The following is a 25,247-nucleotide window of genomic DNA, read 5'->3' on the forward strand; positions in this document are numbered from 1 at the left end:
CGGCTGACGACCATTTTCAGAATTGAATTTCAGATGCTTAGACGACCCCACCGATCAATCGTGCCTGTACTCCTCTGTATGACATCGCCCGCCTATGCCGAGATCACGGCAATGGACGTATGGGAAAACATGCGAACAACCGCGAGCGTGTTTGGCGGCAATCTTGCCGCGCGCCTGGAAGAATCCGACGATGGGTTGAACGCCTCGATCGTCACCTATCGGCTTAGTTTGACAGCACCGACAAGCAACAACGGACAGCCCCCCGCGCATCTTGCCGACATCGAGATCATGCTCCCTGACATGTCGCTAAAAGAAACAAGTCAGGGCACAGTCCAACTCAACTATGACCTGTCGGCCCCATACGTCTTTACCGTGTCCCTTTCTGAAGGCGAGACCTTCGCCGTGTCGACGTCTTTGAGCGCTTCTAACGGAACCATGGCGGCAACAGGCACACCCGAAAAAATCACTTATGACTACGCGGCTGAGCGTTTTCAGATAAACGTAGGTCCATTTCAAATCCCTGACGAAGACGATGTTTTTGAGATGAAGATGTCGTTTGGCTACGAAAACCTTCTCGGGCAATCATTGATCGACACAAGCAACGGCCTCAAGATTTCCTCGTCTTCGAGAAACAGTTTGAACACCTTTACTTCAGAAGATCGGGAACCTTCCGAGGACGGATCGATCAAGATCACAAGTACCAAGGGGACATCTCGGGGCGTGACAGCCAGCTCGGAACTGTCCTTGCCCAGTGGAGAAATCAATCTGTTCAACCTAGCGCGCGCGCTACGTAGTGGGTTGCAGATCTCAGCACGCATGGCTGCGGATCACTACGATGAGACTGAAAATACCACACTCAGCGGGCCAAACAGTCGGCTAATCGCCCATCGGGAAACAAGCCTTGGCGGCCAGGATTTGAGTTTTACTTTGGATCAAAAGGGCATCGACCTTTCGCTGGCCGCAAGAGACGTGGATGTCGATGCAACCCTCCCCAGCCTTGCTCTCTTCTTGATTGGAACTTTTGAAATCAGTGCAAAGCACCTCGATTTTCGGCTGGCTCTACCGTTGCTCAAAAGCGATGAGGTGACTGACAGCTTCCGCCTTCTCCTTGGCTTGGACGAGGTCGAATTGGGCGAGAATACTTGGTCTGCATTTGACCATTCCGGCACCCTTCCACGCGAACCAGGAAACCTAAAGCTCGACATCTCCTCGACCACCAAAAGCAACATCGAGTGGCTGGACTTTTGGGAACTCGACTCCGCACTTGACGCCACGCCGGGCGCCTATGTGCAACCGTATGATTTAAAAATCGACACACTCTTGCTTGAGGCTTTAGGAACCATTGCATCGGCGACGGGCGCCATCACTTTCGATCATTCCGATTATGAAACCATGGAGGGCATGCCTCTGCCGGAAGGAGACATCACGGTTGACATTCAAGGGGTTCAGGCACTTCTGGACGCCTTGGTCGAAACAGAACTGCTGCCTACAGATCAAGCCGCGGGGGTGCGTCTGTTATTGGGCGGCTTCTCCAAATCCATCGGTGAAGATCACCTGACCTCGACCATTGAAATGACGGCCGAAGGCCATATCCTCGCCAATGGGCAAAGGCTGAAATAACGGATGATCGCCTTTGACCAAATCGCCCGTATTCCTCTTGTGCCGCTTCTCGTGGCGCAGGGACTTGGCATTCGACGCCGGGTCAATCAGCTACCCGAACCTCCCGGGGCACGTGCAGGCGCTGATGGCGAAGGGCCCAAGCTGCGCCTGCTTATCATCGGCGACAGCTCTGCCGCAGGCGTCGGTGCCACGTCTCAGGCCAAAGCGCTCTCTGGCCAATTGGTTTCGCAGCTTGCCAAAACACACCGCGTGCACTGGCGGCTGGAGGCCGCCACGAGCGCCACAACACGCGTCATTCTGGACCACATCTCAAGTCTGATGCCGCAAAAAGTCGACGTGGTGGTGTCTGCGCTCGGGGTCAACGATGTCACCCGCGCAAGTTCCCTAAAAACCTGGGTCTCCCGGCAACAGCAACTCGTCGACCTGATCTCAGAAAGCTATGGTGCAAAGCTCATGGTCGCTTCGGGTTTGCCGCCCATGGGAGACTACCCGCAGTTGCCGCAGCCCCTGCGGTGGGTTCTTGGCGAACAGGCCAAACGCCTCGACAAAGGGCTTGCCGATCTGGCAGCCACGCACCCAATTCTTACACACTTGCCAATCGACGTACCATTTGAACCGCACTTTCAGGCTGAGGACGGCTATCACCCATCCGAGGAAGCCTATGCGCTTTGGGCAGAATTGATAGCGACGCACATTCGAGAAAACCTGAAGGGCTAACGGCCGCGCCGCAATTCGCGAAGCATCGGCACGGAATACACCACCAAAGCCGTCCAAATCATCGGGAAGGCAATCATCCTTGCCCGCCCGAAGGGTTCGTTGAACACGATCACCGCCACCAGGAAAATCATGGTCGGCGCGATGTATTGCATGATGCCAATCGTCGACAAACGGAGAAGCTTCGCCCCGTTGGCATAAAGCAAAAGCGGCACCGCGGTCACTACCCCGCAGACCAGCAACAGCCAAGTGTCCCGCGAGTTGGCCAGAAACTGCCCCTGACCCTGCGCCCCAAGCCACACCACATAAATCGTCGCGGGCACACTCAGGATCAGCACCTCAAGCAAAAAGCCCTGATTTGGACCTACCGGCAGCGACTTCTTGAAAAACGCATAGAACCCCCAAGACACCGTCAAGGTGAGCGCGGCCCAGGGAAGCGTGCCCGCATCATACCAAAGAACACAGACCGCGGCGGCTGCAAGGCCCACCGCAACCCACTGGAGTCTGGTCAGCTTCTCGCCAAGCAGCAATGCGGCCAAAGCGATGCTGAACAGAGGGTTTATGTAGTACCCCAGCGCTGCATCAAGCGCCCGATCTGTGGCAATCGACCAAACATAAATGCCCCAATTCACCGACACCAATGCAGCGGTCACACAAGCCATCATCAATGTGCGAGGACTTTTCAGCGCTGCCACCAAGGCGTCCGTGCGCCGCATAAGCAACAGCACGGCTCCGGCAATCGGCACCGACCAGATCACACGGTGGGCGACCACTTCAACAGGAGAGATATGGGCAACGAGCTTCATGAACAGCGGAAGAAACCCCCAGAAAACATACGCGCCCAACGCAAAGGCAAAGCCCTGCGGCGTGTCAGTGTTCTCGGCTGTTTCAGGTGAAGCGGCCATCGATGTCTCCTCCGCTGCGACGCTCTTTGGTAGACGCGCCCCGCTGCAAAGGAAAGCCGCAAAACTGTGAAGCCCATCATTCAGGATGGTGATGGCAGACCCAACATCAGGGTCTGCCGAAAATGACCTAGACTTTCACGCGCTCAGACTTGGGATCGTACATCGGCTTGAGCGAAGCCTCGGCGCGGACTTTCGTCCCCATCACATCGATCTCATAAGTCGAAGCCAGCACCTCTGCTGCCTTTTCGCCCTCGCACGGAACATAACCAAGCCCCATTGCGCCACCAAGTGTGTGGCCGTAGTTGCCTGAACTCAGATAGCCCACATATTCACCGTCCCGAATGATTGGCTCGTTGTGGAACAACAACGGTTCTGAATCCGTCAGCCTGAATTGAACAAGACGGTTTTTGGGCCCGCTTTCTTTGCGGGCAATCACCGCCTCACGGCCGATGAAATCGGGCTTGTCTGTCTTCACTGCGAAACCAAGGCCCGCGTCCACAACATGATCCTCGCATGTGATGTCGTGACCAAAGTGCCGGAAACCTTTCTCGATACGACAGCTGTCCATCATGTGCATGCCACACAATTTTAGCCCCATATCTTCTCCGGCATTCCAGAGCGTTTCAAAGGCATGTCCGGCCATATCCGAAGACACATAAATCTCCCATCCGAGTTCGCCGACATATGTTACCCGATGAGCGCGCGCGAGGCCCATGCCAAGTTCTATCTCCTGTGCTGTGCCAAACGGGTTGGTCGCATTCGAGAAATCGGCTGGCGACACGCGCTCCAACAGCTTTCGGGCGTTCGGCCCCATGATCGCCAGAACGCCCTCGCCCGCAGTCACATCGGTAATGACGACGTTGAAGGTGCCCTTGTGCCGCTCCATCCAAGTCTGGTCCGCCAATCTCGTCGCGGCTGGCGTTACCACAAGGTATGACGTTTCGGTCAACCTAGTAACGGTGACGTCCGCCTCTATACCCCCGTTTCGGTTTAGGAATTGGGTGTAGACAATTTTGCCATTCGCCACCGAATAGTCACCGCCGCCAACATAATTCATGAAGGCTTCAGCATCCGGACCCTCGACACGGATTTTCCCGAACGACGACATATCATACATGCCTACGTTCTCACGGATTGCACGATGTTCCGCTGCCGAGTTCTCAAACCAGTTCTGACGCTTCCACGTGTATTGGTACTCGCGTTCTTGTCCCTCATCAGCGAACCAGTTGGCACGTTCCCAGCCAGCCAACTCACCCATGACCGCTCCTTTTTCCAATAATTGATGGTGGAAAGGCGTACGGCGCACCCCACGGGCAGTGGCTTTCTGACGATAGGGGTAATGGTCCGCATAGAGCAGCCCCAACGTCTCTTTGGAGCGTTCAAACAGATAGGTTTTGTTGCCTTGGAAAGGCTGCATTCGACTGATGTCCACATCCCCAAGATCAAACGGCTTTTCGTTGTCGTTCATCCATTGAGCCAAGGCCATCCCAGCGCCGCCCGCTGACTGAATGCCGATCGAATTAAAGCCCGCAGCAACCCAGACATTGTCCATTTCCGGTGCCAACCCAAGGTGATAGGCGTCATCGGGCGTAAAACTCTCCGGCCCATTGAAGAATGTGTGGATACCCGCCTCGGCCAGCATCGGCATCCGGTTGCAAGCCGCTTCCAGAATTGGTTCAAAATGGTCGAAGTCCTCCGGAAGCTGGTCGAATTCGAACGTGTCCGGAATTCCGCCCATACCCCACGGCTTGGCATTCGGCTCAAACGCGCCCAACAGGATTTTGCCGGCGTCCTCTTTGTAGTAGGCGCATTCATCCGGCACCCGCAGCACGGGCATCTGCGTCAGTCCGGCAATACCTTCGGTCACGATGTAAAAGTGCTCGCAGGCATGCAGTGGAACATTTACTCCTGCCATACGACCAACCTCATGCCCCCACATGCCTGCGCAGTTCACGATCATGTCGCAGGCAATATGCCCCTGTTCCGCGCCATCGTCGCTGACCCAATCGACACCAGTCACCTTGCGGCCATTTTTGGCGATGCTCGTCACCTTGACCCGCTCTTTTACGGTGGCCCCCATCTGTCGGGCGCCCTTGGCCAACGCCAGGGCAATGTTGGCCGGATCGCCCTGACCGTCCAGCGGCAAAAAGACACCCGCCGTCACATCGTCAATGTTCAGGTGTTCGTATTTGGCTTTCACTTCAGACGGAGAAATCTCCTCAACTTCGACGCCAAAGGCGCGTGCCATGGCCGCTTGGCGAAAAATCTCTTCCTTGCGCTCTTCCGTGAGAGCAACAGTGATGGATCCGCAACGTTTGAACCCGGTTGCGACACCAGTCTCGGCCTCGAGGTTGCCATAGAGTTCCTGACTGTATTTCGCCAGTTTGGTCATATTCGCAGTGGCGCGCAGCTGGGCAATCAATCCGGCCGCATGCCATGTCGTACCACTGGTCAGCTGTTTGCGTTCCAAAAGAACCACGTCTTTCCAACCCAGCTTGGCCAGATGATAGGCCACGGAACAGCCGACAACACCGCCGCCGATTATGACCACGCGGGCCTTGTTTGGAAGATCAACCATGAGCTACGTCCTTTTTGGTGTTCCGGATGGCTTGCACCGTCCGACCGGCAGGGGAAATTGCCCCCGGACCCCCGGGATTTATTCGCAAGAAGAAGTCAGGCGCCGACCACGTCGTAACCGGCGTCGATTAGTTGTTTTGAAAGCTCTGCAATGTGGGATGGCCCGACTTCGCAACAGCCACCGATCAGACCCAGTCCTTGCTGCGCCCAGCGCATAGCAAACTCGGCATAGGCCACCGGCGTCAGATCCTTGCGAGCCTTGAGTCCGTCAACCGTGCCGCCAATTTCCAGCGCGTCAATTCCGGTGAAACCGTTGGCATAAGCGCCCGTCGGCAAACCTGAGCGCTGAACTTCGGCAAGGTTTGCGTCTACCACTTCAGGCTTGCAGCAGTTGATGCCGATCCCGGCAACCCCGGACCCGTCCAAAGCGGCAACGGCGTCGGACAGCGGCTCGCCGGAGCGCAAAGTACCGCTCTCGTCATCGTTGAGTGTCAGAAAAACCCACGTGGGCAATCCGGTTTCCACCGCCGCCTGTGCCGCTGATGTGACTTCGGCAATGCTGGACAGGGTTTCGGCAAGGATTAAATCGCTGGCTTCAACCTGTCCTTCCACAATTTCACGATACAATGGCAACAGGTCATTGTGCGACATCGCCATGTCGGGTCGGTACGACCCATGCAATGGCGAAAGACATCCGGCCACTTTGACACCTTCAACACCAACTTCTTCGCGCGCGGCATCTACCAGTTCGATCGCCCGCCTTTGCAGCGGGACAAACATGTCCGGCTCACCCTCCCGCTCAAGCCGTTCCGGCGTGACCGTATACGTGTTGAGTGTGAGCAGTCGCGCACCAGATCGGATGTAATCCGCATGCACACCTCTCACAATTTCCGGCTCTTCCATCATCACTTTGCACGACCACAATGGATGCGGCGGCATGGAAGAACGGGCCAGAAGTTCCTGCCCCGTACCGCCATCTTTGAGGATCACGCTGGTCACGCGCGAAGCCTTTCGTTTTCCGGGTCCCACATTGGTTGGTCTTCCTGAACAACTGCGCGACATTTCTGTCCGTAGATTTCCACCTCAAGCTCGGTGCCCGGCGTCGCCAGATCCGCTTTCACCATTCCCAGTGCGATCGACGCGTTCACGCGGTATCCCCAGCCACCGGAGGTGGTTTCCCCGACGATCTGATCGCCGCTCCAAATGCAGGACATGTACGGCGCGTCCGCGTCTCCGGCTTCGACCTTCAGAGTTACGAAGGACTTCTTCACACCCTGCTGTTTTTCGTTCAGGATTGCGGCCTTGCCCGGGAAGTCTTGCGGCTTGTCCAGCTTTACAAAGCGCCTGAGGCCTCCTTCCAGCAGCGAGTAATCTGTCGAAAGATCCCCTTTCCAAGCGCGATACCCTTTTTCCAAGCGCAGCGAGTTCAACGCATACATTCCAAACGGAGTCGCCCCTGCATCACGGATTGCGTCGTAAATTGCCGGCATGTGCGCATTCTCCGCATGCACCTCCCAGCCGAGTTCACCTGCAAACGACACTCGGATCAGGTAGGCAGGCTGTCCCGCGACAGTTGCGCTTTGGTGTGTAAGCCAGCCGCTTTCTAGATCGGCATCGGTCAACGTGGAGAGGATTTCGCGCGATTTCGGTCCGGTCACAATCAGTGTATCACGCGTTGTGGTAACATCTTCAACGCTCACGCTCGCAGGCATCGCCCTTTTGAGAATGTCTCGGTCGTGCCACTGAGCCGTCGCCGCAGTGATCATCAGGAAGGCGTCTTCGCCCATCCTGATACACGACATCTCGGTCAGGATGCGCCCGCGGTCATCAGAGATATAAACCAGGTTCATGCGACCCACCTTGGGCAAGCCTCCAGTCACGAGGCCACGCAGAGTTTCCGCCGCGCCCTCACCTTTGACCATGAAGCGCGAGAACCCCGGCAGATCAAGCACACCGCAGTGATCTCGCACCGCTTCGCACTCTTCTTTCACGCGTTGTTCCCAAGGGCCGGAACGCCCCCATGTATGGGTGGCAGCGAGCGAAGTGTCATCGCCTTCCTTGGCGAACCAGTTCGCCCGCTCCCAACCATTATAGGCCCCCATAACACCGCCAGATGCGACAACCCGGTCATGGACGGGGGAGAGCTTCTTGTCCCGGGCGGCGGGCCATTCGTGATGCGGGAAATGCATGGCGTACTCGTTTCCGTAGACCTCCATGCCCTTCTTCACGCAGTAATCGTGATCGGTGTAATCAGTGTAGCGGCGGGGATCGACGGCCCACATGTCCCATTCGGTATGGCCGTCGACAATCCACTCCGCGAGCACTTTGCCCGCGCCACCACCTTGGGCGATACCGAAGGTGAAGACGCAGTTTTCAAAGGCATTTTCCACGCCGGGCATCGGACCGATCAGCGGCAAACCATCGGGCGCATAGGGAATGGGCCCGTTGATCACACGGCTGATGCCTGAGGTTGCCATCAACGGAACACGCTCCATCGCATCCGTGACGATGTCCTCTATCCGGTCAAGGTCGTCAGACCAAAGCTGGAAGGAGAAATCATCCGGCATCGGATCATCATCCGTGTCCCAGTGTGCCTTACAGTTCGGCTCATACGGGCCAAGGTTGTAGCCATGCTTTTCCTGCCGAAGGTAGTAAGAGATATCCACGTCGCGCAGCAGTGGAAGCTTCACCCCGCCATTGGCTTTGGACCAATCCTCGACCTCAGGAATTTCTTCTGTCAGCAGATACTGGTGGCTCATAACCATCATCGGCACTGACCGGCCGCCGTACGGTTTGAACCATTCGCCAACACGCTGGGCATAATAGCCCGCTGCATTGACCACAAACTCACATTCAATGTCGCCTTTATCGGTGTGTACGATCCAGCTTTTGTCCTCCTTCTGAGTGACACCGGTTGCCGGGCAGAAGCGAAGGATCTTCTGCCCCATATCGCGAGCGCCTTTTGCCAGAGCTTGCGTCAGCTGGGCCGGATCGATGTCCCCATCTGTCGGGTCGTACAGCACCGCTTCCAGATCATGTGTCTCAAGGAACGGATAGCGCTCTTTGGCTTCTTCAGGCGTCCACATTTCCATCGGGATACCTTGATAGAGCGCCATAGACATGGCGCGCTCGAACTCTTGCCGGCGCTCCTTTGTGTGGGCCAGTCGGATTGACCCGGACTGGTGGTAGTTCATCGGATAATCGACTTCTTCTCCAAGCCGTGCATACAGCTCGGTCGAATAGCGCTGCATGTTCATGATCGCCCAACTATTCGAAAACGTTGGCACGTTGCCAGCGGCATGCCAGGTTGACCCCGCCGTCAGCTCGTTCTTCTCCAGCAGCACACAATCGGTCCAGCCTTTCTTGGCCAGGTGATACAGGCTGCTTGTGCCCACGACACCGCCGCCGATGATGACCACGCGGGCCTTCGTTGGAAAATCAGACATGACCATCTCCCTCAGTCAAATACGAGTTTTGCCGCCAGACCGCCAAATATGACGGCGGCGATTTTGTTCAGTACGCCAGTGGCTTGTTTTAGCTTCGCGCCCACGACTCCGGCCGACAGGCCGATGATCGACACCACCACAAATCCTCCTGACGCAAACATCACGCCGAGGATCACGATCTGCTGCCAGATCGGCCCGGCTTCGGGCGTGGTGAACTGTGGCAGAAACGCCAAAATAAAAAGGATTATTTTGGGGTTCAGCATATTGGTGAGGAACCCCCGTCGCACCGCGCGAAAAACGCTGGAGCGCCCCTCAGTTTCTTCCGCATCCGGTTTCGCTGTCCAGGCCTGATAGGCCAGAACCACAAGATAGGCCGCTCCTGCGTAGCGTATCACCAACAGAGCCGTCGGGGAGGCCGCGATCAATACGGCCAATCCCGCCGCAGCAAGTGTGATGTGAACCACCAAGCCCAGTGTGACGCCCACGGTCGCGGCAAAGCCCGCTTTCGGCCCGCCTGAAATACCACTTGCAATGGTGAACATCATATCTGCGCCTGGCGTCAGGTACATGACCAGAGACGCGGCCATAAAAGCCCAGAGTGTCACGCTATCCATCTGTGCAAAAGTTTCGAGCATGTTCAGTCCCTTTGCTCCACGCCGTCTGCGATGTCGTAGAAATCGCCTTTGTCACGAACAAAGATGTGCTTCTCGATTTTAACACCGGTCGGCCCGTCAACCGCACCCAATGCGAAGCTGATCGTGTCCTCGTCATGGGCCTTCCAGAAAAGAAAGGCTCCGCAACGCCCACACAGCCCCCTCTTGGCTATTTCGCTGGCCTCGAACCAAGTCACATTGCCGGAGATTTCCAGATCATGCTCTTTGACATGGGCCGATGCCCAGACTCCTCCAGACATCTTGCGGCACTGGCCACAATGGCACATCGAAGCGCCTTTTGGTGTCGCGGCGGTCCTGAAAGTAATGTCACCGCAAAGGCATGTTCCGCTCAACATAACGCGCTCCCTCAATACACCGGAGGTGCGATCACCCAGATCGCAACGCAGGCTTCGTCAAATGGATTGGCCCAGTGATATTCCTCTCCCCGAATGCGAAAACTATCGCCCGGCCCGACCGAGAATGCCTGATCCCCGATGCGCAACTCCAAATGACCGGAAATCACGTAGCCCACCTCTTGCGTCGGGCGTTGCGCCGGTTCCTGCATGGCGGATCTTGGCGCAAATGTTGAATGGACCATCTCGAAGTCATCTGTGAGGTCCGGCGACAAAAGCTCCTCGACCAGACCTTCCTCAGACCCGCCCATCGGCCGCCGCGCTCCTGCGCGAACGACATAACCCTGCTCGTGCACAGGCGCCGACGATTGCCCGAACAGCATCGACATCGGCACATCCAGCACTTTGGCGATGGCGCGCAAATCCGAAATCGTCGGTTCCGACTTGTCCCGCTCGACTTGCGAGAGCCACCCCACGGAACGCCCAAGCTGCTCTGCCATGTCCACAAGCGTCAGCCCGCGCGCCTTGCGCAGAGCGCGCACATCCGCCCCAAGCGTTTCCGTATCCGTAGGCACTTTGTGCAGCACGCGCGCGATTCCCTCGTGAAATTCCTTCCTCGAATTTCACGTTGCGTCAGCTTCATGAAATTTCCAAGAACTTTTTCACGAAGAGGTGCAGATTTCTCTGTATAGGCCGCATTTCCGGTCAGGCCCAAACCCACACGCGGCTGTAAGCCTGATCAAATCGCCTTTGCGAACACTTTCGACAAAAGGTCGGTCAAAGCATCTGCGTCTTCCTGCGTGAACGCATCGGGCTGGTCGCTGTCCAGATCAAAAACACCCAACAAATCACCGGCCCCGTTCTCAACCGGCAAAACAAGCTCGGACCGTGTAGAACTCGCACAGGCGATATGACCGGGAAACGCGTCCACATCTGCCACCAACTGAACCTCACGCGAACGAGCTGCTGCACCGCAAACTCCTCGGGAAAAGGGAATTACAAGGCAGCCATGCCCACCCTGGTATGGTCCGATCTTCAAGAGTTCCGGCCCAACAACGCGGTAAAAACCGGTCCAGTCAAATCTCTCATCCGCATGATGCACCTCACAGGCAAGCGTGGCCATCAGAGAAACCGTGTCCGATTCCCCTTCAGTCAACGCCAGTACGGTTTTTCGCAACTCATTGTAATCCACGCGCATCGTTCAGCGTCCTTCAAACACATCCTTAAGCCACTTGGCTGTTTTCTCGATGGCTTCATTGCCTTGCGGGATCACCTTGGTCAATGACATGAAAGCGTGAATCTGCCCCGGATATGCCAGCATATCGGTTTCAACACCCGCCTCCTGCAAAGCCTGTGCGTAGACATGGCCGTCATCCCACAGCGGATCATGCCCTCCTGCGACGATCAATGCCGAAGGCTGCATTGCCAGCGTATCGCTGAACAAGGCTGAAATGCGTGGATCAAGGCGATCCTGACCGTCCGGTATGTAAAGTTCGAGGTACCAGTCAATCCGAGCCGCTGGCAACAAAGGTTGCTCTTTCAAATCCTGCATGGACTTCGATGTCAGCCGAGCGTCCACGGCTGGATAGATCAGCACTTGGCCCGCAGGTATCGAAACACCGGCTTTGACGATGTCGTGCATCAGTACCGCCGTCAAATTGCCGCCAGCGCTGTCGCCACCTACAACCAGCTGCCCCGGATCGATGGCCAGTCTGGTTTCTCCCGCCACCAGCGCTCTGTAGCACGCAAGCACATCATCGCATCCCGAAGGCCATGGGTGCTCCGGTGCAAGGCGATAGTCGTAGGATACGACGCGAATGCCAGCCATGTCTGCAAGGCGCGCGCATAGGCCGTCGTGACTCTCAATCGCCCCCTGAACCCAGCCACCGCCATGCAAGTAAAGCAAGGTCGGCTCCGGACCTTCGACTGAAACCCCGGCCGGGGTATATACACGAGCGCGCCGATCACCTGCGGCGCCAGGCAACATGATGTCAGTCATACCCACGCTGTCAGGACCCGGCTGTTCCAGCTTCTGGGCCATCGCCAACAACTGCGCGCGGCTTTCCTCCACCGTCGGCATTACATCCGGGTCGCGCATCATCCCGACCAGATCACTCACGGCCTGCGCCTTGGCGTCTATCGTCCGGCCCGCAACCACGGTTCGTTTGCCACGATAGAGCCGTTCAACGACTCTTTCGGGCACCAGAACCTTCGCCACTCCGACAAATGTTTTGAATTTCGACACGACACGCCCCTCACTTTACCTTGCGGAAGTGAGACCGAGGGCGTGTCGATTTTCAACCAGAACGCGACGTTAAACGCGCTCAATCGCAATGGCGGTGCCTTCGCCACCACCGATGCAGATCGCGGCAACACCACGTTTCAAACCACGTTTTTCGAGTGCGTTGAGAAGCGTGACCATGATCCGAGCACCAGATGCTCCGATTGGATGGCCCAATGCACAGGCACCACCATTCACATTTACGATGTCACGGCTCAATCCCATTTCGTGCATGAACGCCATTGGAACCACTGCAAAGGCTTCATTGACCTCCCAAAGGTCCACGTCGTCTTTGGACCAGCCAATCTTCTGCAAAAGTTTCTGGGCTGCGGGCACGGGAGCGGTTGTGAACAACCCCGGCGCTTGTGCGTGGCTCGCGTGGCCGAGAATGCGCGCACGCACCTGCAGGCCTTGCGTCTGTGCCGCCTCTTCGGACGCTACAACCAGCGCGGCAGCACCATCGGAAATCGACGACGCGTTTGCCGGTGTCACAGTCCCGTCCTTGCGGAAGGCAGGCTTCAGCTGAGGAATTTTTTCAGGTCGTGCATTACCCGGTTGCTCGTCCTCGCCGACAACCACGTCGCCTTTGCGGGTAGAAATCGTCACGGGGGCAATCTCACCCTCAAATGCTCCAGACTTTTGTGCCTCAAGCGCATTGGACAAGGACTTCAGCGCGTATTCATCCTGCGCTTCACGGGTGAACTGGTAGCTTTCAGCGCAGTCCTCGGCGAACGTCCCCATCAGGCGCCCCTTGTCGTAAGCGTCCTCCAGTCCGTCTAGAAACATGTGATCGATCACCTGTTGGTGCCCGATCCGCGCGCCACCACGCATCTTGGGCAAAATGTAAGGTGCGTTCGTCATGCTCTCCATGCCGCCAGCGATCATCAGATCGCGATCCCCTAGCGCAACGGCGTCAAATGCCATCATGGCCGCCTTCATTCCGGAGCCGCACATCTTGTTGAGCGTGGTCGCGGGGACCTCCTCTCCAAGTCCACCCTTGAATCCCGCCTGACGGGCAGGTGCCTGCCCTTGTCCTGCCGGAAGCACGCAGCCCATCAGAACTTCTTCAACCGTGTCTGCCTTGGCATCTGCCAGCGCGGCACGAATCGCCGCGCCGCCTAGTTCGGCAGCCTCCACTCCGTCAAATGCGCCCTGAAAACCGCCCATCGGCGTACGCGCCGCGCCGGCAATCACCACATTTTTCATCGAATTCTCCCTCAAATCAAAGATTTACCCCTGTTCCGCCCCTGTCTGCATCACAAACATTGCACGGATATTGCAGCCTACCTGAGCCAACAAAGCCGGAGACGCAACACTGTTCGCGCTCACGTATTGGTAAGGATTTCTGCTTATTGTCTGTTTCAAGCACATGTTTTTGGGAGAAGCTCATGAACCTGACGAGCAAGACAGAAGGCGAAACGTTGATCGTGTCCGTACACGAAACGCGCATCGATGCCTCTGTCGCGATCCAGTTCAAGGACCGCATGCGAGAGGAAACCGACTCGGCCTCCGGCCGCGTTGTCCTCGATTTGTCCGAAGTCGATTTTATTGATTCATCCGGCCTTGGCGCGATTGTCGCGGCCATGAAACAGCTGGGGAGCAAACACCGGCTGGACCTGTCCGGCCTCAATGAAAATGTCGACAAGGTATTCCGCCTGACACGCATGGATACGGTTTTCAAAATCCACACGTCGTTGGGGGAGGCGCTGGCGTCATAAGATGACGTTGGCTGAGTGAAAGGGACAGCGGGACAGTGATCAAAATCAACCCCGACATCCATATCGAACTTGAGGGAACGCCACACGAGGTGCGCGTTGCTCTGGAAACCTTGCGCGAGCGTTTGACAGAACGGCAGCTCGAAGCCTGCAATGCCGGAACGTTGGAAATTGTGTTGGCAGAGGTTCTCAACAACGTGGTCGAACACGCGCTTGCAGACCGTTCCGACGGGCTGATCGCGCTCACCGGCAACTACGACAAGAACAGCTGGCACTTGAAAGTGCGCGACAACGGCAAGCCCATGCCGGACGACCAAATTCCTTCCGGCAATGCACCGGATGTGGAAACCGACCTCATGGATCTGCCCGAAGGTGGTTTTGGCTGGATGATGGTGCGCACCCTTGCCCGCAACATCGCCTACTCCCGGGCTGACGACAGCTGGAACGAACTGACCTTCTCCATTCCAGACGAAGCGGCTTGAACCGCCTCACATTACCGAGAATTCGACCCAAAGGTCGTACCTCCGCCTCTTGAACAACCGTTCATTCTGCCTCAGTCTCGCGTCAAACCTTTGACCGAACATCAAGAGGCCAACATGCGCGATTTCCAACTTCCCGGGCGCTCGCCCGTCATGTCCACCAACGGCATGTGCGCCACTTCGCACCCGCTCGCCGCTCAAGCCGCTTTGGACATACTAAAGTCCGGTGGCTCTGCAATGGACGCCGCCATCGCTGGCGCCGTTCTGCTGGGCATATGTGAACCTCAGTCCACAGGCATCGGTGGGGATTGTTTTGCGCTTGTCTCCACACCAGACAGTGACGAAGTTCACGCTTTCAACGGATCGGGTCGCGCACCATCCGCAGCCACTGCCGCGCGCTTGCGTGATATGGGGCACAACGCCGTTCCTGTTTTTGATGTCGAAGCCATCACCATTCCCGGCGCCATTGACGGCTTCTGTCAGCTGTCGGAAAAATTCGGTAAGCTCGGCATAGCCGACAGCCTCGCGCCAGCGATTCATTATGCAGATGCCGGCGTACCCGTAGCGCCGCGCGCAGGGTTTGATTGGGACATCAACGGACGCACCCTTCAGGGGCATGGCCGCACCCATTTCATGAATGGCGACAAAGCATATATGACTGGCCAACTCTTTAAGGCACCCGGACAAGCCGAAGTGCTGCGCCGCGTCGCAAAACACGGCCGGGATGCATTTTATACCGGTGAAATCGCCGAAGACATGGTCGCCACCCTGAACGCCTTGGGCGGGGTTCATTCAATGGATGATTTTGCCAATTGCATCGGCAACGATGCCGCTCCTGTCAGCGGCATTTACAAGGATGTGGAGCTGATCGAACATCCACCCAATGGGCAGGGCGCCATCGCGATCCTGCTGCTCAATATCCTAAAACACTTCGATATCGCAGGTATGGACCCGTTTGGAGCCGAACGCGCCCATATCGAAGCGGAAGCCGCAAAACTGGCTTATGACGCCCGTGACCGCTTTATTGCGGACCCGAGCTCTCCGGACCGCATCGACCACCTGCTGTCTGACGACACCGCAGCAAAACTGGCGGCACTGATCGACCCCGGCAAAGCCATGGCGCATCCCGCAAAACTGACGGAAGCCGTTCACAAGGACACCGTCTATATCACGGTTGTTGACAAGAACCGCATGGCGGTCTCGTTGATCTACTCGATTTTCCACGCTTTCGGCTCAGGCATCGCGTCAGAGAAATTCGGCATCCTAATGCAGAACCGAGGCGGCGGCTTCACCCTCCAAGAAGGTCATCCTAACGAACTTGGCCCCAACAAACGGCCCATGCACACGATCATCCCGGGAATGACCCGTCGAAATGGGCGGATTGAAATGCCGTTTGGGGTGATGGGCGGACACTATCAGCCAAATGGACACGCACGCGTTCTGACGAATATCGAAGACTTTGGCATGGACCTGCAGGAAGCGCTTGATGCACCCCGTTCCTTTGCCGAAGACGGCGTTCTCAAGGTTGAACGCGGCTACTCTGACGCTGTGCGTCAAGAGCTTGCCGATCTGGGTCACAAGGTGGAAATCCCGCCGGCCCCACTAGGTGGTGCGCAGGCCATCCAGATCCATCCGGATGGCTACCTTGTCGGCGCTTCCGACCCCCGCAAAGACGGCGCAGCGATAGGGTACTGATATGGCTATCACACCGGTAAAACGCCTCGTGGCGCAGGCCAAAGAGCAGATCACCAGCCTCACTCAGGAGGAGGCTGAAACACTGGTCGCGGAGGGCAAAGCACTGTTTGTCGACATCCGCGATCCGCGGGAATTGACCCGTGAGGGCCGGATCAAAGATGCCTTTCACGCACCTCGTGGCATGCTGGAATTCTGGATTGATCCCGAAAGCCCCTACCACAAGCCGGAACTGGCCACCGACAAAACCCTTGTTCTTTTCTGCGCCAGCGCGTGGCGAAGCGCATTATCAGTGAAAACCCTGCAAGACATGGGAGCGACGAATGTTGCCGAAATGGAAGGCGGTTTCTCGACCTGGAAAAAGCGAGGCGCGCCAGTCGAAACCGAATGACGCGCCCTGAATTTCGGATCCGAAAAGGGTCAGTTCATGTTGTAATGGAGCGGATAGACACCGTCTTCCATCGGCCCGAACATTTCGGGCAAATCGGGGTGACCAACAGGCTCGCCAGAGTAGTCAGCAATCAGGTTCTGCTCCGACACGTAGGCCACATAGTAGCTCTGATCGTTCTCCGCGAGCAGATGGTAAAACGGCTGATCTTTCACCGGCCGACTGTCTTCAGGAATGTTCTGATACCATTCCTCGGTATTCGAAAACTCGGGATCCACATCAAAGACAACCCCCCGGAACGGGTGTTTGCGATGACGGACAACTTGGCCGAGATAGTATTTTGCGCGTGTTCTAAGCATGTATTGCAGCCCCTATTGCCTAAAGTTAGACCCTTCAAGGGGGCAATGTCCAACTTTTGCCACATTTCGCGAGGAAACAGTCTGTGAACGTAATCTTAACAGTTCTGGAAATAGTGGCCCCTGTATTTCTTGTCGCAGGGGTTGGTTTTGCTTGGGTAAAAGCTGGATTTGAGTATAGAATTCAATTTGTTACCCGCCTAGCAATGACGCTCGCAGTGCCTTGCTTGATCTTCACCGCCCTGATGAAAACCGAAGCCGATCTGGCGACACTGGGCACACTCGCGGTTGCAGGCAGCGTCGGTTACTTCGCCATTGGCGTGCTTGGCTGGGGTATTCTGCACGTCGCGGGCCTCGACATGCGAACCTATTTGGCTCCCTTTACCTTCGGAAACACCGGCAACCTTGGCATTCCTTTGTGCTATTTCGCCTTTGGACAGGTCGGCCTGGAGGCCGCCGTTGTCATGCTTGCGGTCACCGCAATTTGGTCTTTTACGATCGGCCTGTGGATGGTCGCCGGGAAAGGGTCTGCCGGGAAAATTCTAAAGGAACCTATGATAGCAGCTACACTTCTGGGCGCCGTGTTTCTGTGGCAAGATTGGGAAACGCCAAGATTTCTCACAAACACGCTCGATTTGATTGGCCAGATGGCAATTCCGCTCATGCTGGTGACCCTCGGTGTGGCTGTTGCCCGCCTAACACCGGGTCGGATCGCCACCGCCCTGTGGCTATCTGTTGTAAAGCTGGTTCTATGTACGGCTGTTGGCTGGGCTGTGGGATCCGCGTTTGGCCTGACCGGCGCGATCTTTGGTGTTCTTGTGCTCGAACTTGCCACGCCTGTCGCGGTTACAGCCTATCTTCTGGCCGAAAAATACGAGGCCGACAGCAACGCGGTGGCGGGTTACGTCATGGTGTCGACGCTCACCTGCGTGGTCGGATTGCCGCTTGTCCTCGGATTTCTCCTATAATCCCGCATATTTGTGAATTCACCTCCCACGCCAAATGGCGTAAACTCTCGCAAAACAACAAAACAAACATAGCGTGAGGCAGATGAGCAGGTTCCTTATCGCGTTAATGGTCGTCCTTTTTGTGGCGTCCTGTGGTGGCGGCGACAAAAAGCCACCAAGAAACCTTGAGAACGCGTGTTCGATTCTCAAGGAAAAGAAGCATTTTGCGAAAGCGTTCAAGAAGACGCAGCGCAAGTGGGGCGTGCCAGTGAGCGTGCAGATGGCCGTGCTCTATCAGGAGAGCAAATTCATCTCCAACGCGCGCACTCCGCACAAATATGTTCTGGGTGTTCTGCCGATGGGACGCCAGTCCTCAGCCTATGGCTACGCACAGGCGCTCGATGGCACGTGGGATCAATACAAGAAAGAAACCCGCAACCGCGGCGCGAAACGGGATGACATCAGGGATGCAACAGACTTCATGGGCTGGTATTTCAACAAGTCCCGCGAAAAGAACGGCATCGCCCTCTCCGATGCGCGCGGCCAATACTTGAATTACCACGAAGGCCACACCGGCTACGCCCGTGGCACCTACAGAAACAAGACTTGGCTTTTGAACGTCGCAAACGACGTCAATGCACGCGCAGCGCGTTACGGCGAACAACTCCGCCGCTGTACACGGGTCTGGTAACCTTGGGCGGGCGCGGACTTTAGTTCGCGCCGCGTCTTTCCCGGTCAATGTCGAAGATGCGGTTCCGGAGCGGTACATCCGCTTTTGTATCGCCAAGTATAACAGTCGTCTGACTGCCGGCACTGTCATTGATCACCCACTGCCGCAGTTCGACCGGATTCGCTGTGAACTTCAGCTGGATATTCCCGATTTCAGGGTTCTCAGGGTCTTGGGCCGTCACAATCGTGGCAGTGCCGTCAAAATCGTGTCCGACCACCATGTTTGCCTGCCCAAGGTTCACCTGATCAGCCAGAATGATCGACAACGGCGTCCGCTTTAGCGGATAGACCTCAGGCGGTTGGTTCGAGCGCCCGTCAAAAATTGCCACGGAGTTGTTGGAGACCAGAACCAGCGCTTTTTCGGGCGGATTGTACTCGAACCGCATCCGACCGGGACGCCGGATATACAGCGTGCCGGTCTGAACAGAGCCGTCGTCGGAAATCTGCGTGAAACCTGCCTGCACCGTGGACATGCTGTTGAGGTAGGTCGACAGATCACCTAGCGAAATCTGTTCGGCATTGGCAGGTGCAGACACAAAAGCGGCCAATGCGGCGGGAGCGACAAAGCTTTTCAACGTATTCATATCCTTAAACTAATTGACCGCCGCCGGGATTTCAGCCCCCGACGGCGGTCACGATACTGTGTCAGCAAACCTTTGCCTACCGGTGCCTTTATTGCTCTGGCACCAAAATCTCACGCTTACCGACGTGGTTGGCAGCGCTCACAAGACCTTCGTCTTCCATCTGCTCCACCAGTCGCGCGGCCTTGTTATAACCGATGGCCAGTTTGCGCTGGATATAGCTGGTCGAGCACTTGCGATCCTTGATGACGATTGCCACAGCCTGATCATACAGTGCATCTTCGCCATTGGTATTGCCGCCGGTGTTCAACCCGAGCACGGCGTCGATGTTATCGGCTTTGTCGTCATCAGGTCCTTCAACCACACCACCAATGTAACTTGGCGGACCAAAGCTCTTGAGGTGGTTCACGATTTCCTCAACCTCCTCATCACTCACGAACGGACCGTGACAACGAGTAATCTTGGCACCGCCAGCCATATAAAGCATGTCGCCCATGCCCAATAGCTGTTCCGCGCCCATCTCACCCAGAATGGTGCGGCTGTCGATTTTCGAGGTCACCTGGAAGGAAATACGGGTAGGGAAGTTCGCTTTGATTGTACCGGTAATCACATCCACGGACGGGCGCTGCGTGGCCATGATCAAGTGGATGCCCGAGGCACGTGCCATTTGGGCAAGACGTTGAATGCAGGCCTCGATCTCCTTGCCCGCAACCATCATCAGGTCGGCCATCTCGTCCACGATGACGACAATGTATGGCATTTTCTCCGGAGTCATCTCTTCGGTCTCGAAAACCGGTTCACCGGTGTCATCGTCGAAGCCTGTCTGGACCGTCCGTGAGAACGTCTCGCCTTTAGCCAACGCGTCAGCGACGCGACTGTTATAGCCATCGATGTTGCGCACGCCCATTTTCGACATCTTGCGATAGCGCTCTTCCATCTCGCCCACGACCCATTTCAGCGCGACAACTGCCTTCTTGGGATCCGTCACAACTGGCGACAACAGGTGCGGAATGCCGTCATAAACCGACAATTCCAGCATCTTCGGGTCAATCATGATCAAACGGCACTCTTCCGGTGTCAGGCGGTAAAGCAGTGACAGGATCATCGTGTTGATCGCGACAGACTTACCGGAGCCGGTTGTACCCGCGATCAACAGGTGCGGCATCTTCGCGAGGTTCGCAACAACGGGATCGCCACCAATGTCCTTCCCCAGCGCCAACGGCAGCTTCATATTGCTATCGCCAAAGTCGCGGGCGCTCAGAATTTCTCGCAAAACCACTTTTTCGCGGTTCTCGTTCGGCAATTCGATCCCGATCACTGACCGCCCCGGCACTGTGGACACACGCGCAGACAATGCGCTCATCGAGCGGGCGATGTCGTCGGCCAGACCAATGACCCGGCTCGCTTTCAAACCAGGCGCCGGCTCAAGTTCGTACATCGTGACAACCGGACCCGGACGCACGCTGACAATCTCACCCTTCACGCCATAGTCGTCCAGAACGGTTTCCAACATGCGTGCATTTTCTTCCAGCGCTTCGTCACTCAGATGGTGACGAGAGATCGTCATTGGATTTTCCAACAGGTTGAGTGGCGGAAGCTCGTATTCGATGTGGTTTTCTTCGAACGCAAGCGAAGGTTGTGCTTCCGCTTTTGCCCGTGCTGAAGGTTGGACCGGCTTGATCTGACGCGGCTGCACGACCTTCTTAGGCTCAGGCACTGGAATAGGTTGCGGCGCCACATGCTGAACCGGCTGCGGCGCAATCTCCGGCGCAGTCGGTTCCTGCGCATCCCAATGATCGTCCTCGGCAAAAATCTCATCAGCCACCGGCACCGTTGGCACAGGTGCTGCCGGTGATGCCATCGGCGCCGACAACGGCGGCTCGACACGCACTCCCGCCCCACCTGTCAGCGGCGGTTCCATCGGATGTGCGGCTTGCGGCACTGCCCGTGGTTGTCCCTGAGCCGCGCCGTCGAGAACCAGCGGATCCGGACCACGGCCACGCCCCTTGGTCAGTGGTTTGTCGAAATGAAGATCCGGGTGAAGTTCAGGATTCAGATCGGGCGGAGAAACCGCCTCGCCGCGGCGCGCCCGATTGCGCATCACATCAGCAATCTTGGATTTGATGCGATCCTCGCCACCCGGAGCGTCTTCTATTTCTTGGGAAAAGATATTCTCGACCAACTCAGGTTCAGGCATCGGTGCTGCGGCCGGCTCTGAACGCTTGATAAGCGCCGGCATGCGCAAACGCGGTTTGGAAAACGGCGCGACTTCTTCAATAGTCGGCTCTACATCTTCCTCAATAACAGGATCATTCCAGCCCTCTTCCGCAGATTGCGCAGCGCGTGCTTCTTCAGCATCGCGGCGTTCCTGACGACGTGCCTGCACGTTTTTTGCAGCCATTGTCGCCCCTGCGACGGCGCCACTGGCCCCTCGGCCCAAAAGGATCATCAACTTGTCATAGGCGAGCACCAGACCAACCGCGATCCGGTGAGCAAACCCTTGAAGTTCCCCACGGGTGAAGCCCAGCGTGAAAAGGGCCATCGCAACAAATGCCACACCTGTCACCAGAGACAGAACTTTCACCCCTGCCTGCGCTCCAATCGGCAAAACGGTCAAAAGAAACCCGGTAACCGTATCGCCAAATAGGCCGCCCAGACCGAAATCGTGTGTCCAGCTTTCGCCTGGCGCCATTGTGGAGCCATAAATCGCGCCAAGCGCGAGCATAATCGGCGCGAAAATTATTCGGCTCTGAAGCCGTTCTTCACCGATATGAAAGGCCATGCGCAGCCCCCATACGGTCAAAACAGCGGCAACGCCCCAGCTGGCAAAACCGATAATGACAAACAATCCGGCAGCAATAGAGGCGCCGATCCAACCCATCCAGTTCTGGACGGGCGCGTCAGTCACAGACAGGAAACTGGGGTCCGTCGGTGTATATGACGCGATCATCGCAGCGGCCATCAAGCCAAGCGCGATCAGCACAAAACCGATCAGTTCCTTGCCTCGTTTCTCCACTGCTGCCTGCGTTGCACTGTCCAAAAGTGGGCCTCGTCCACGCGCCTGATATGCCATCTCGTTACCGTCCTCGTTCTTATCCGTAAATGCAGGCGCGCAGCTTCGTCAGCGCCTCCCGCACTTCGTCTTTTGGGGCCACCAGAGCGACCCGAATAAATCCCTTGCCTGGGTTATACCCTTCGGCATCTCTGCTCAGATACGCGCCAGGCAAAACCCGCACGCCGGTCTCCGTCCAAAGTTTGACTGCAGCCCTTTCGCCATCTTCCACTGGCAGCCACAGAAAGAACCCTGCTTGTGGGCTGGTGTATCCGGGCACATCCCCGAGGATGTCGTCCGCAATATCGAATTTTTCCGCGTATAGACGACGATTTTCCTCTACGTGGGTTTCGTCCGCCCAGACCTTCTCCGCCGCACGCTGCAAAGGCAGTGGCAAGGGCGCACCGGAGTAATTCCGCAACTGCCGAATCCGACGAATGCTCTCCGGCCCACCTGCCACAAAACCGGAGCGCAATCCGGCGAGGTTGGAACGCTTGGACAGAGAATGGAAAATCAACACGCGCTCAGGATCTGCCCCCATCTCATTGGCAACCTGCAACGCTCCCGGCGGCGGTGTTTTTCGGTAAATCTCGGAATAACACTCGTCCGCAAATACCTTGAAATCGTGTTTTTCGGCCAAGGCAATCAGATCACGCCAATACGTTTCGCTGGCCACAGCGCCTTGGGGGTTGGCCGGAGAACACACGTAAGCAATCGCAACGCGATCAAGAATCTCCGGCTCCAATGCAGCGAAATCCGGCAGGTGCCCGCTTGCCTCGGTTGCAGGCACAAACCGTGCTTCTGCTCCTACCGACGCGGCGGCCACCGAATAGACCTGATAAAAGGGGTTTGGTGTCAGGATGATCGGTTGCTTGCCGTTCTTGGTCTCCGGACAAAGCGCCATCGCCGCGTTGTAGAGGCCTTCGCGCGTCCCGTTCAACGCCATCACCTGTTCCGGGGGCACCGCAATGCCATAGCGCCGTTCAATCCACGCCGAAATCGCCTGAAGAAGCTCCGGAGTGCCTTCGTTTGTGGGGTACTTGATGAACTCGGCGGCATTCTCAGCAATGACCTCCGCGACCCAATCAGGAAAGGCATGTTTGGGTTCGCCAATGGTCATATGCATCACAGGCCCACCTGGTTTCAGGTGATCCAACAGCGCACGCAGGCGCGGAAACGCATAAGCCGGTAGGTTCGAAAACCGCTCGGGGAACATCATATTCAAACTGCCTCAGGTTCGGGATCATTTCGCCCCGTTTGCACCCAAGTTACCCAAAGCACATGCGCCCGTCCACTAAAATGCCTATGAATCCGTCACTTGTGGCCTCCGCGCCACCGGGCATTTTATTCAATTCGAAGGACTGCGCATTTTCTTTGGCACGACACCATCGATAGCTCAGGAGGCCAACACCGCTTCTGTTGCCGAAGCCAATCTGAGCAGTCGCTCTTCTGACATGGGTGCCCCGAGCATCATCAGACCACAACTTGGTACACCTGTCGGGAGAGAAACGCCCGCGCTGCCCATCAAATTCCCGATCCGCGTGTTGCGCAACGCCAGAAGGTTCTCAGTGACGTAATAGTCGTGATCGCTCATCAAGCGGCCCGCGTCCGGTGGCAAAATAGGAGATGTCGGCAAAAGAACAGCGTCAAATCCGGCGATCCGCGTGTTCCAGCGCATCCGGTGTTCTTCCAGCGCCTGCCAAGCATCAACGTAATCGGGTCCGGAGAACGAAGCCCCTGCACGGAACCGCTCAAGTATCTGGTCGAACATCAAATCGGGCGCAGCCTCGATCTCGTCGCGCCATTCCCCATATGCCTCAGAAGTGAAAAGCGGTCCCGTCAAATCCATCGCTCGCGCGACTTCACCCGCTTTCAGAAACTCCAACGATGCACCCGCCTCCTGCATACGGTGCAGCGCCTTTTCGAAACCTGCCATCGGGGCTTCTCGCACGCCTTCCAAAGCCACTGTTTCAAGAACCGCAAACCGCTTGCCTACCAGAGTTGCGCCATTCAAATCTGCGGGTGCGGTGCCTTCGAGTGCCGCCAAAAGTAGCGCGGCATCTTCAACTGTCCGACACAGCGGTCCGACGGTATCAAAACTCCGGCACAGCGGAACAACCCCGTCGTTGGACAAACGTCCCGACGTGGTCTTCAGCCCCACGAGATCGTTCCAAGCCGACGGGATTCTGACCGATCCGCCGGTATCCGACCCTATCCCCGCCGCAGCGAGGCCGAAGGCGACCGACGCGCCTGCGCCAGACGAAGACCCGCCAGGCACAGCCTTGGGGTCATTCACGCATGGTGGCGTTGCCGTCATCGGGTTTAGCCCCAAACCGGAGAAAGCCAATTCACTCATGTGCGTCTTGCCGAGACACACAAGACCCGCAGCTGTTGCGTTGCGCAGCACTTCCGCATCCCGCCCCGGAACACGGTCCTTGAGCAGCAGAGATCCCGCTTCTGTTGCAACGCCGGCCGTATCAAAAAGATCTTTCCAGCTCACCGGAACCCCATCGAGCAAAGACAAGCGTTCGCCCGCTCGAGCGCGTTCAGCCGCAGCCTCTGCCTCTGCTAGGGCGCGGTCGCGTGTAACCCGCGCATAGATTCTGTCCTTATGGTCGCTGCTGTCGATGGCGCCTAAAAACGCTTGGGTCAGCGCAACCGGGTCAATAGATCCGTCTCCAATCCCGCGCCCCAAATCCGCCGCGCTCATTTCCAGCCAGTGCAACATCTCTCGTCCCCACAGTTCCGCTCAGGCGACG

23 protein-coding genes are annotated in these 25,247 nt (G+C 56.9%); 8 read left to right on the forward strand and 15 right to left on the reverse strand.

The features are described 5' to 3' along the window. Positions 1–78: 78 nt before the first annotated feature. Both BXY66_RS16065 and BXY66_RS16070 read left to right on the forward strand, forming a co-directional pair. Positions 79–1,620: a DUF2125 domain-containing protein gene (locus tag BXY66_RS16065; RefSeq protein ID WP_165929217.1), complete on the forward strand. Its 1,542-nt coding sequence runs from the start codon at positions 79–81 to the stop codon at positions 1,618–1,620. A gap of 3 nt (positions 1,621–1,623) precedes the next feature. After that, the gene (locus BXY66_RS16070) at positions 1,624–2,337 is read left to right on the forward strand and encodes an SGNH/GDSL hydrolase family protein (RefSeq protein ID WP_132861400.1); all 714 of its coding nucleotides are present in this window, start codon (positions 1,624–1,626) and stop codon (positions 2,335–2,337) included. On the opposite strand, the gene rarD is transcribed toward BXY66_RS16070, so the two are convergent. The 10 genes from rarD to BXY66_RS16120 form a co-directional block, all read right to left on the reverse strand. Continuing rightward, positions 2,334–3,239 carry an EamA family transporter RarD gene (gene rarD, locus BXY66_RS16075; protein WP_132861401.1) on the reverse strand — a complete coding sequence of 302 codons (906 nt, stop codon included), beginning with the start codon at positions 3,237–3,239 and terminating at the stop codon, positions 2,334–2,336. The genes BXY66_RS16070 and rarD overlap by 4 nt on opposite strands. Before the next feature lie 127 nt (positions 3,240–3,366). After that, a complete protein-coding gene (locus tag BXY66_RS16080) occupies positions 3,367–5,817 on the reverse strand; it encodes a GcvT family protein (protein WP_132861402.1) in 2,451 nt (816 codons plus the stop codon). Between the two features lie 95 nt (positions 5,818–5,912). Beyond that, positions 5,913–6,815 carry a homocysteine S-methyltransferase family protein gene (locus tag BXY66_RS16085; protein ID WP_132861403.1) on the reverse strand — a complete coding sequence of 301 codons (903 nt, stop codon included), beginning with the start codon at positions 6,813–6,815 and terminating at the stop codon, positions 5,913–5,915. Then, the gene (locus BXY66_RS16090) at positions 6,812–9,262 is read right to left on the reverse strand and encodes a GcvT family protein (protein ID WP_132861404.1); all 2,451 of its coding nucleotides are present in this window, start codon (positions 9,260–9,262) and stop codon (positions 6,812–6,814) included. Before BXY66_RS16090 ends, BXY66_RS16085 begins: the two co-directional genes overlap by 4 nt. A gap of 11 nt (positions 9,263–9,273) precedes the next feature. Beyond that, a complete protein-coding gene (locus tag BXY66_RS16095) occupies positions 9,274–9,897 on the reverse strand; it encodes a LysE family translocator (protein ID WP_132861405.1) in 624 nt (207 codons plus the stop codon). A gap of 2 nt (positions 9,898–9,899) precedes the next feature. Continuing rightward, on the reverse strand, positions 9,900–10,271 hold the full coding sequence (locus BXY66_RS16100) for a GFA family protein (protein WP_132861406.1): 372 nt from the start codon (positions 10,269–10,271) through the stop codon (positions 9,900–9,902). 11 nt (positions 10,272–10,282) lie between these two features. Next, a complete protein-coding gene (locus BXY66_RS16105) occupies positions 10,283–10,852 on the reverse strand; it encodes a helix-turn-helix domain-containing protein (protein ID WP_243694417.1) in 570 nt (189 codons plus the stop codon). A 155-nt stretch (positions 10,853–11,007) separates the two neighbouring features. After that, a complete protein-coding gene (locus BXY66_RS16110) occupies positions 11,008–11,466 on the reverse strand; it encodes a GAF domain-containing protein (protein ID WP_132861407.1) in 459 nt (152 codons plus the stop codon). A 3-nt stretch (positions 11,467–11,469) separates the two neighbouring features. Next, entirely contained in the window at positions 11,470–12,513 is a 1,044-nt protein-coding gene (locus BXY66_RS16115; RefSeq protein ID WP_132861408.1) for an alpha/beta hydrolase, read from the reverse strand. A gap of 69 nt (positions 12,514–12,582) precedes the next feature. Further along, positions 12,583–13,755, reverse strand: coding sequence for a thiolase family protein (locus tag BXY66_RS16120; protein WP_132861409.1), 1,173 nt, complete (start codon positions 13,753–13,755; stop codon positions 12,583–12,585). Positions 13,756–13,937: 182 nt separating this feature from the next. On the opposite strand from BXY66_RS16120, the gene BXY66_RS16125 reads away from it, so the two are divergent. The 4 genes from BXY66_RS16125 to BXY66_RS16140 all read left to right on the forward strand — a co-directional run bounded on the left by BXY66_RS16125 (position 13,938) and on the right by BXY66_RS16140 (position 16,826). Beyond that, a complete protein-coding gene (locus BXY66_RS16125; protein ID WP_132861410.1) occupies positions 13,938–14,267 on the forward strand; it encodes an STAS domain-containing protein in 330 nt (109 codons plus the stop codon). Between the two features lie 35 nt (positions 14,268–14,302). Continuing rightward, on the forward strand, positions 14,303–14,746 hold the full coding sequence (locus BXY66_RS16130; RefSeq protein ID WP_165929218.1) for an ATP-binding protein: 444 nt from the start codon (positions 14,303–14,305) through the stop codon (positions 14,744–14,746). 114 nt (positions 14,747–14,860) lie between these two features. Beyond that, entirely contained in the window at positions 14,861–16,438 is a 1,578-nt protein-coding gene (locus BXY66_RS16135) for a gamma-glutamyltransferase family protein (protein WP_132861412.1), read from the forward strand. A gap of 1 nt (position 16,439) precedes the next feature. Continuing rightward, complete coding sequence (locus BXY66_RS16140; RefSeq protein ID WP_132861413.1) at positions 16,440–16,826, forward strand: rhodanese-like domain-containing protein; 387 nt, start codon at positions 16,440–16,442, stop codon at positions 16,824–16,826. 29 nt (positions 16,827–16,855) lie between these two features. Here the strand turns inward: BXY66_RS16140 and hspQ are convergent, their stop codons facing one another. After that, a complete protein-coding gene (gene hspQ / locus BXY66_RS16145) occupies positions 16,856–17,182 on the reverse strand; it encodes a heat shock protein HspQ (protein ID WP_132861414.1) in 327 nt (108 codons plus the stop codon). Between the two features lie 83 nt (positions 17,183–17,265). On the opposite strand from hspQ, the gene BXY66_RS16150 reads away from it, so the two are divergent. Together BXY66_RS16150 and BXY66_RS16155 are read left to right on the forward strand one after the other, a co-directional pair. Beyond that, positions 17,266–18,147, forward strand: coding sequence for an AEC family transporter (locus tag BXY66_RS16150; RefSeq protein WP_132861415.1), 882 nt, complete (start codon positions 17,266–17,268; stop codon positions 18,145–18,147). A gap of 82 nt (positions 18,148–18,229) precedes the next feature. Further along, positions 18,230–18,817: a transglycosylase SLT domain-containing protein gene (locus BXY66_RS16155; RefSeq protein ID WP_132861416.1), complete on the forward strand. Its 588-nt coding sequence runs from the start codon at positions 18,230–18,232 to the stop codon at positions 18,815–18,817. Between the two features lie 19 nt (positions 18,818–18,836). Here BXY66_RS16155 and BXY66_RS16160 read toward each other — a convergent pair whose 3' ends face one another. The 4 genes from BXY66_RS16160 to BXY66_RS16175 all read right to left on the reverse strand — a co-directional run bounded on the left by BXY66_RS16160 (position 18,837) and on the right by BXY66_RS16175 (position 25,216). Further along, a complete protein-coding gene (locus BXY66_RS16160) occupies positions 18,837–19,439 on the reverse strand; it encodes a LolA family protein (protein WP_132861417.1) in 603 nt (200 codons plus the stop codon). 88 nt (positions 19,440–19,527) lie between these two features. Continuing rightward, the gene (locus BXY66_RS16165) at positions 19,528–22,509 is read right to left on the reverse strand and encodes a DNA translocase FtsK (RefSeq protein WP_132861418.1); all 2,982 of its coding nucleotides are present in this window, start codon (positions 22,507–22,509) and stop codon (positions 19,528–19,530) included. A gap of 19 nt (positions 22,510–22,528) precedes the next feature. Next, on the reverse strand, positions 22,529–23,704 hold the full coding sequence (locus BXY66_RS16170; RefSeq protein WP_132861564.1) for an aminotransferase class I/II-fold pyridoxal phosphate-dependent enzyme: 1,176 nt from the start codon (positions 23,702–23,704) through the stop codon (positions 22,529–22,531). A gap of 180 nt (positions 23,705–23,884) precedes the next feature. Beyond that, complete coding sequence (locus BXY66_RS16175) at positions 23,885–25,216, reverse strand: amidase (protein ID WP_132861419.1); 1,332 nt, start codon at positions 25,214–25,216, stop codon at positions 23,885–23,887. Positions 25,217–25,247: the final 31 nt, after the last annotated feature.

Origin of the sequence: Shimia isoporae (genome assembly GCF_004346865.1) — a bacterium.
GTDB classification, from domain to species: Bacteria; Pseudomonadota; Alphaproteobacteria; order Rhodobacterales; family Rhodobacteraceae; genus Shimia; species Shimia isoporae.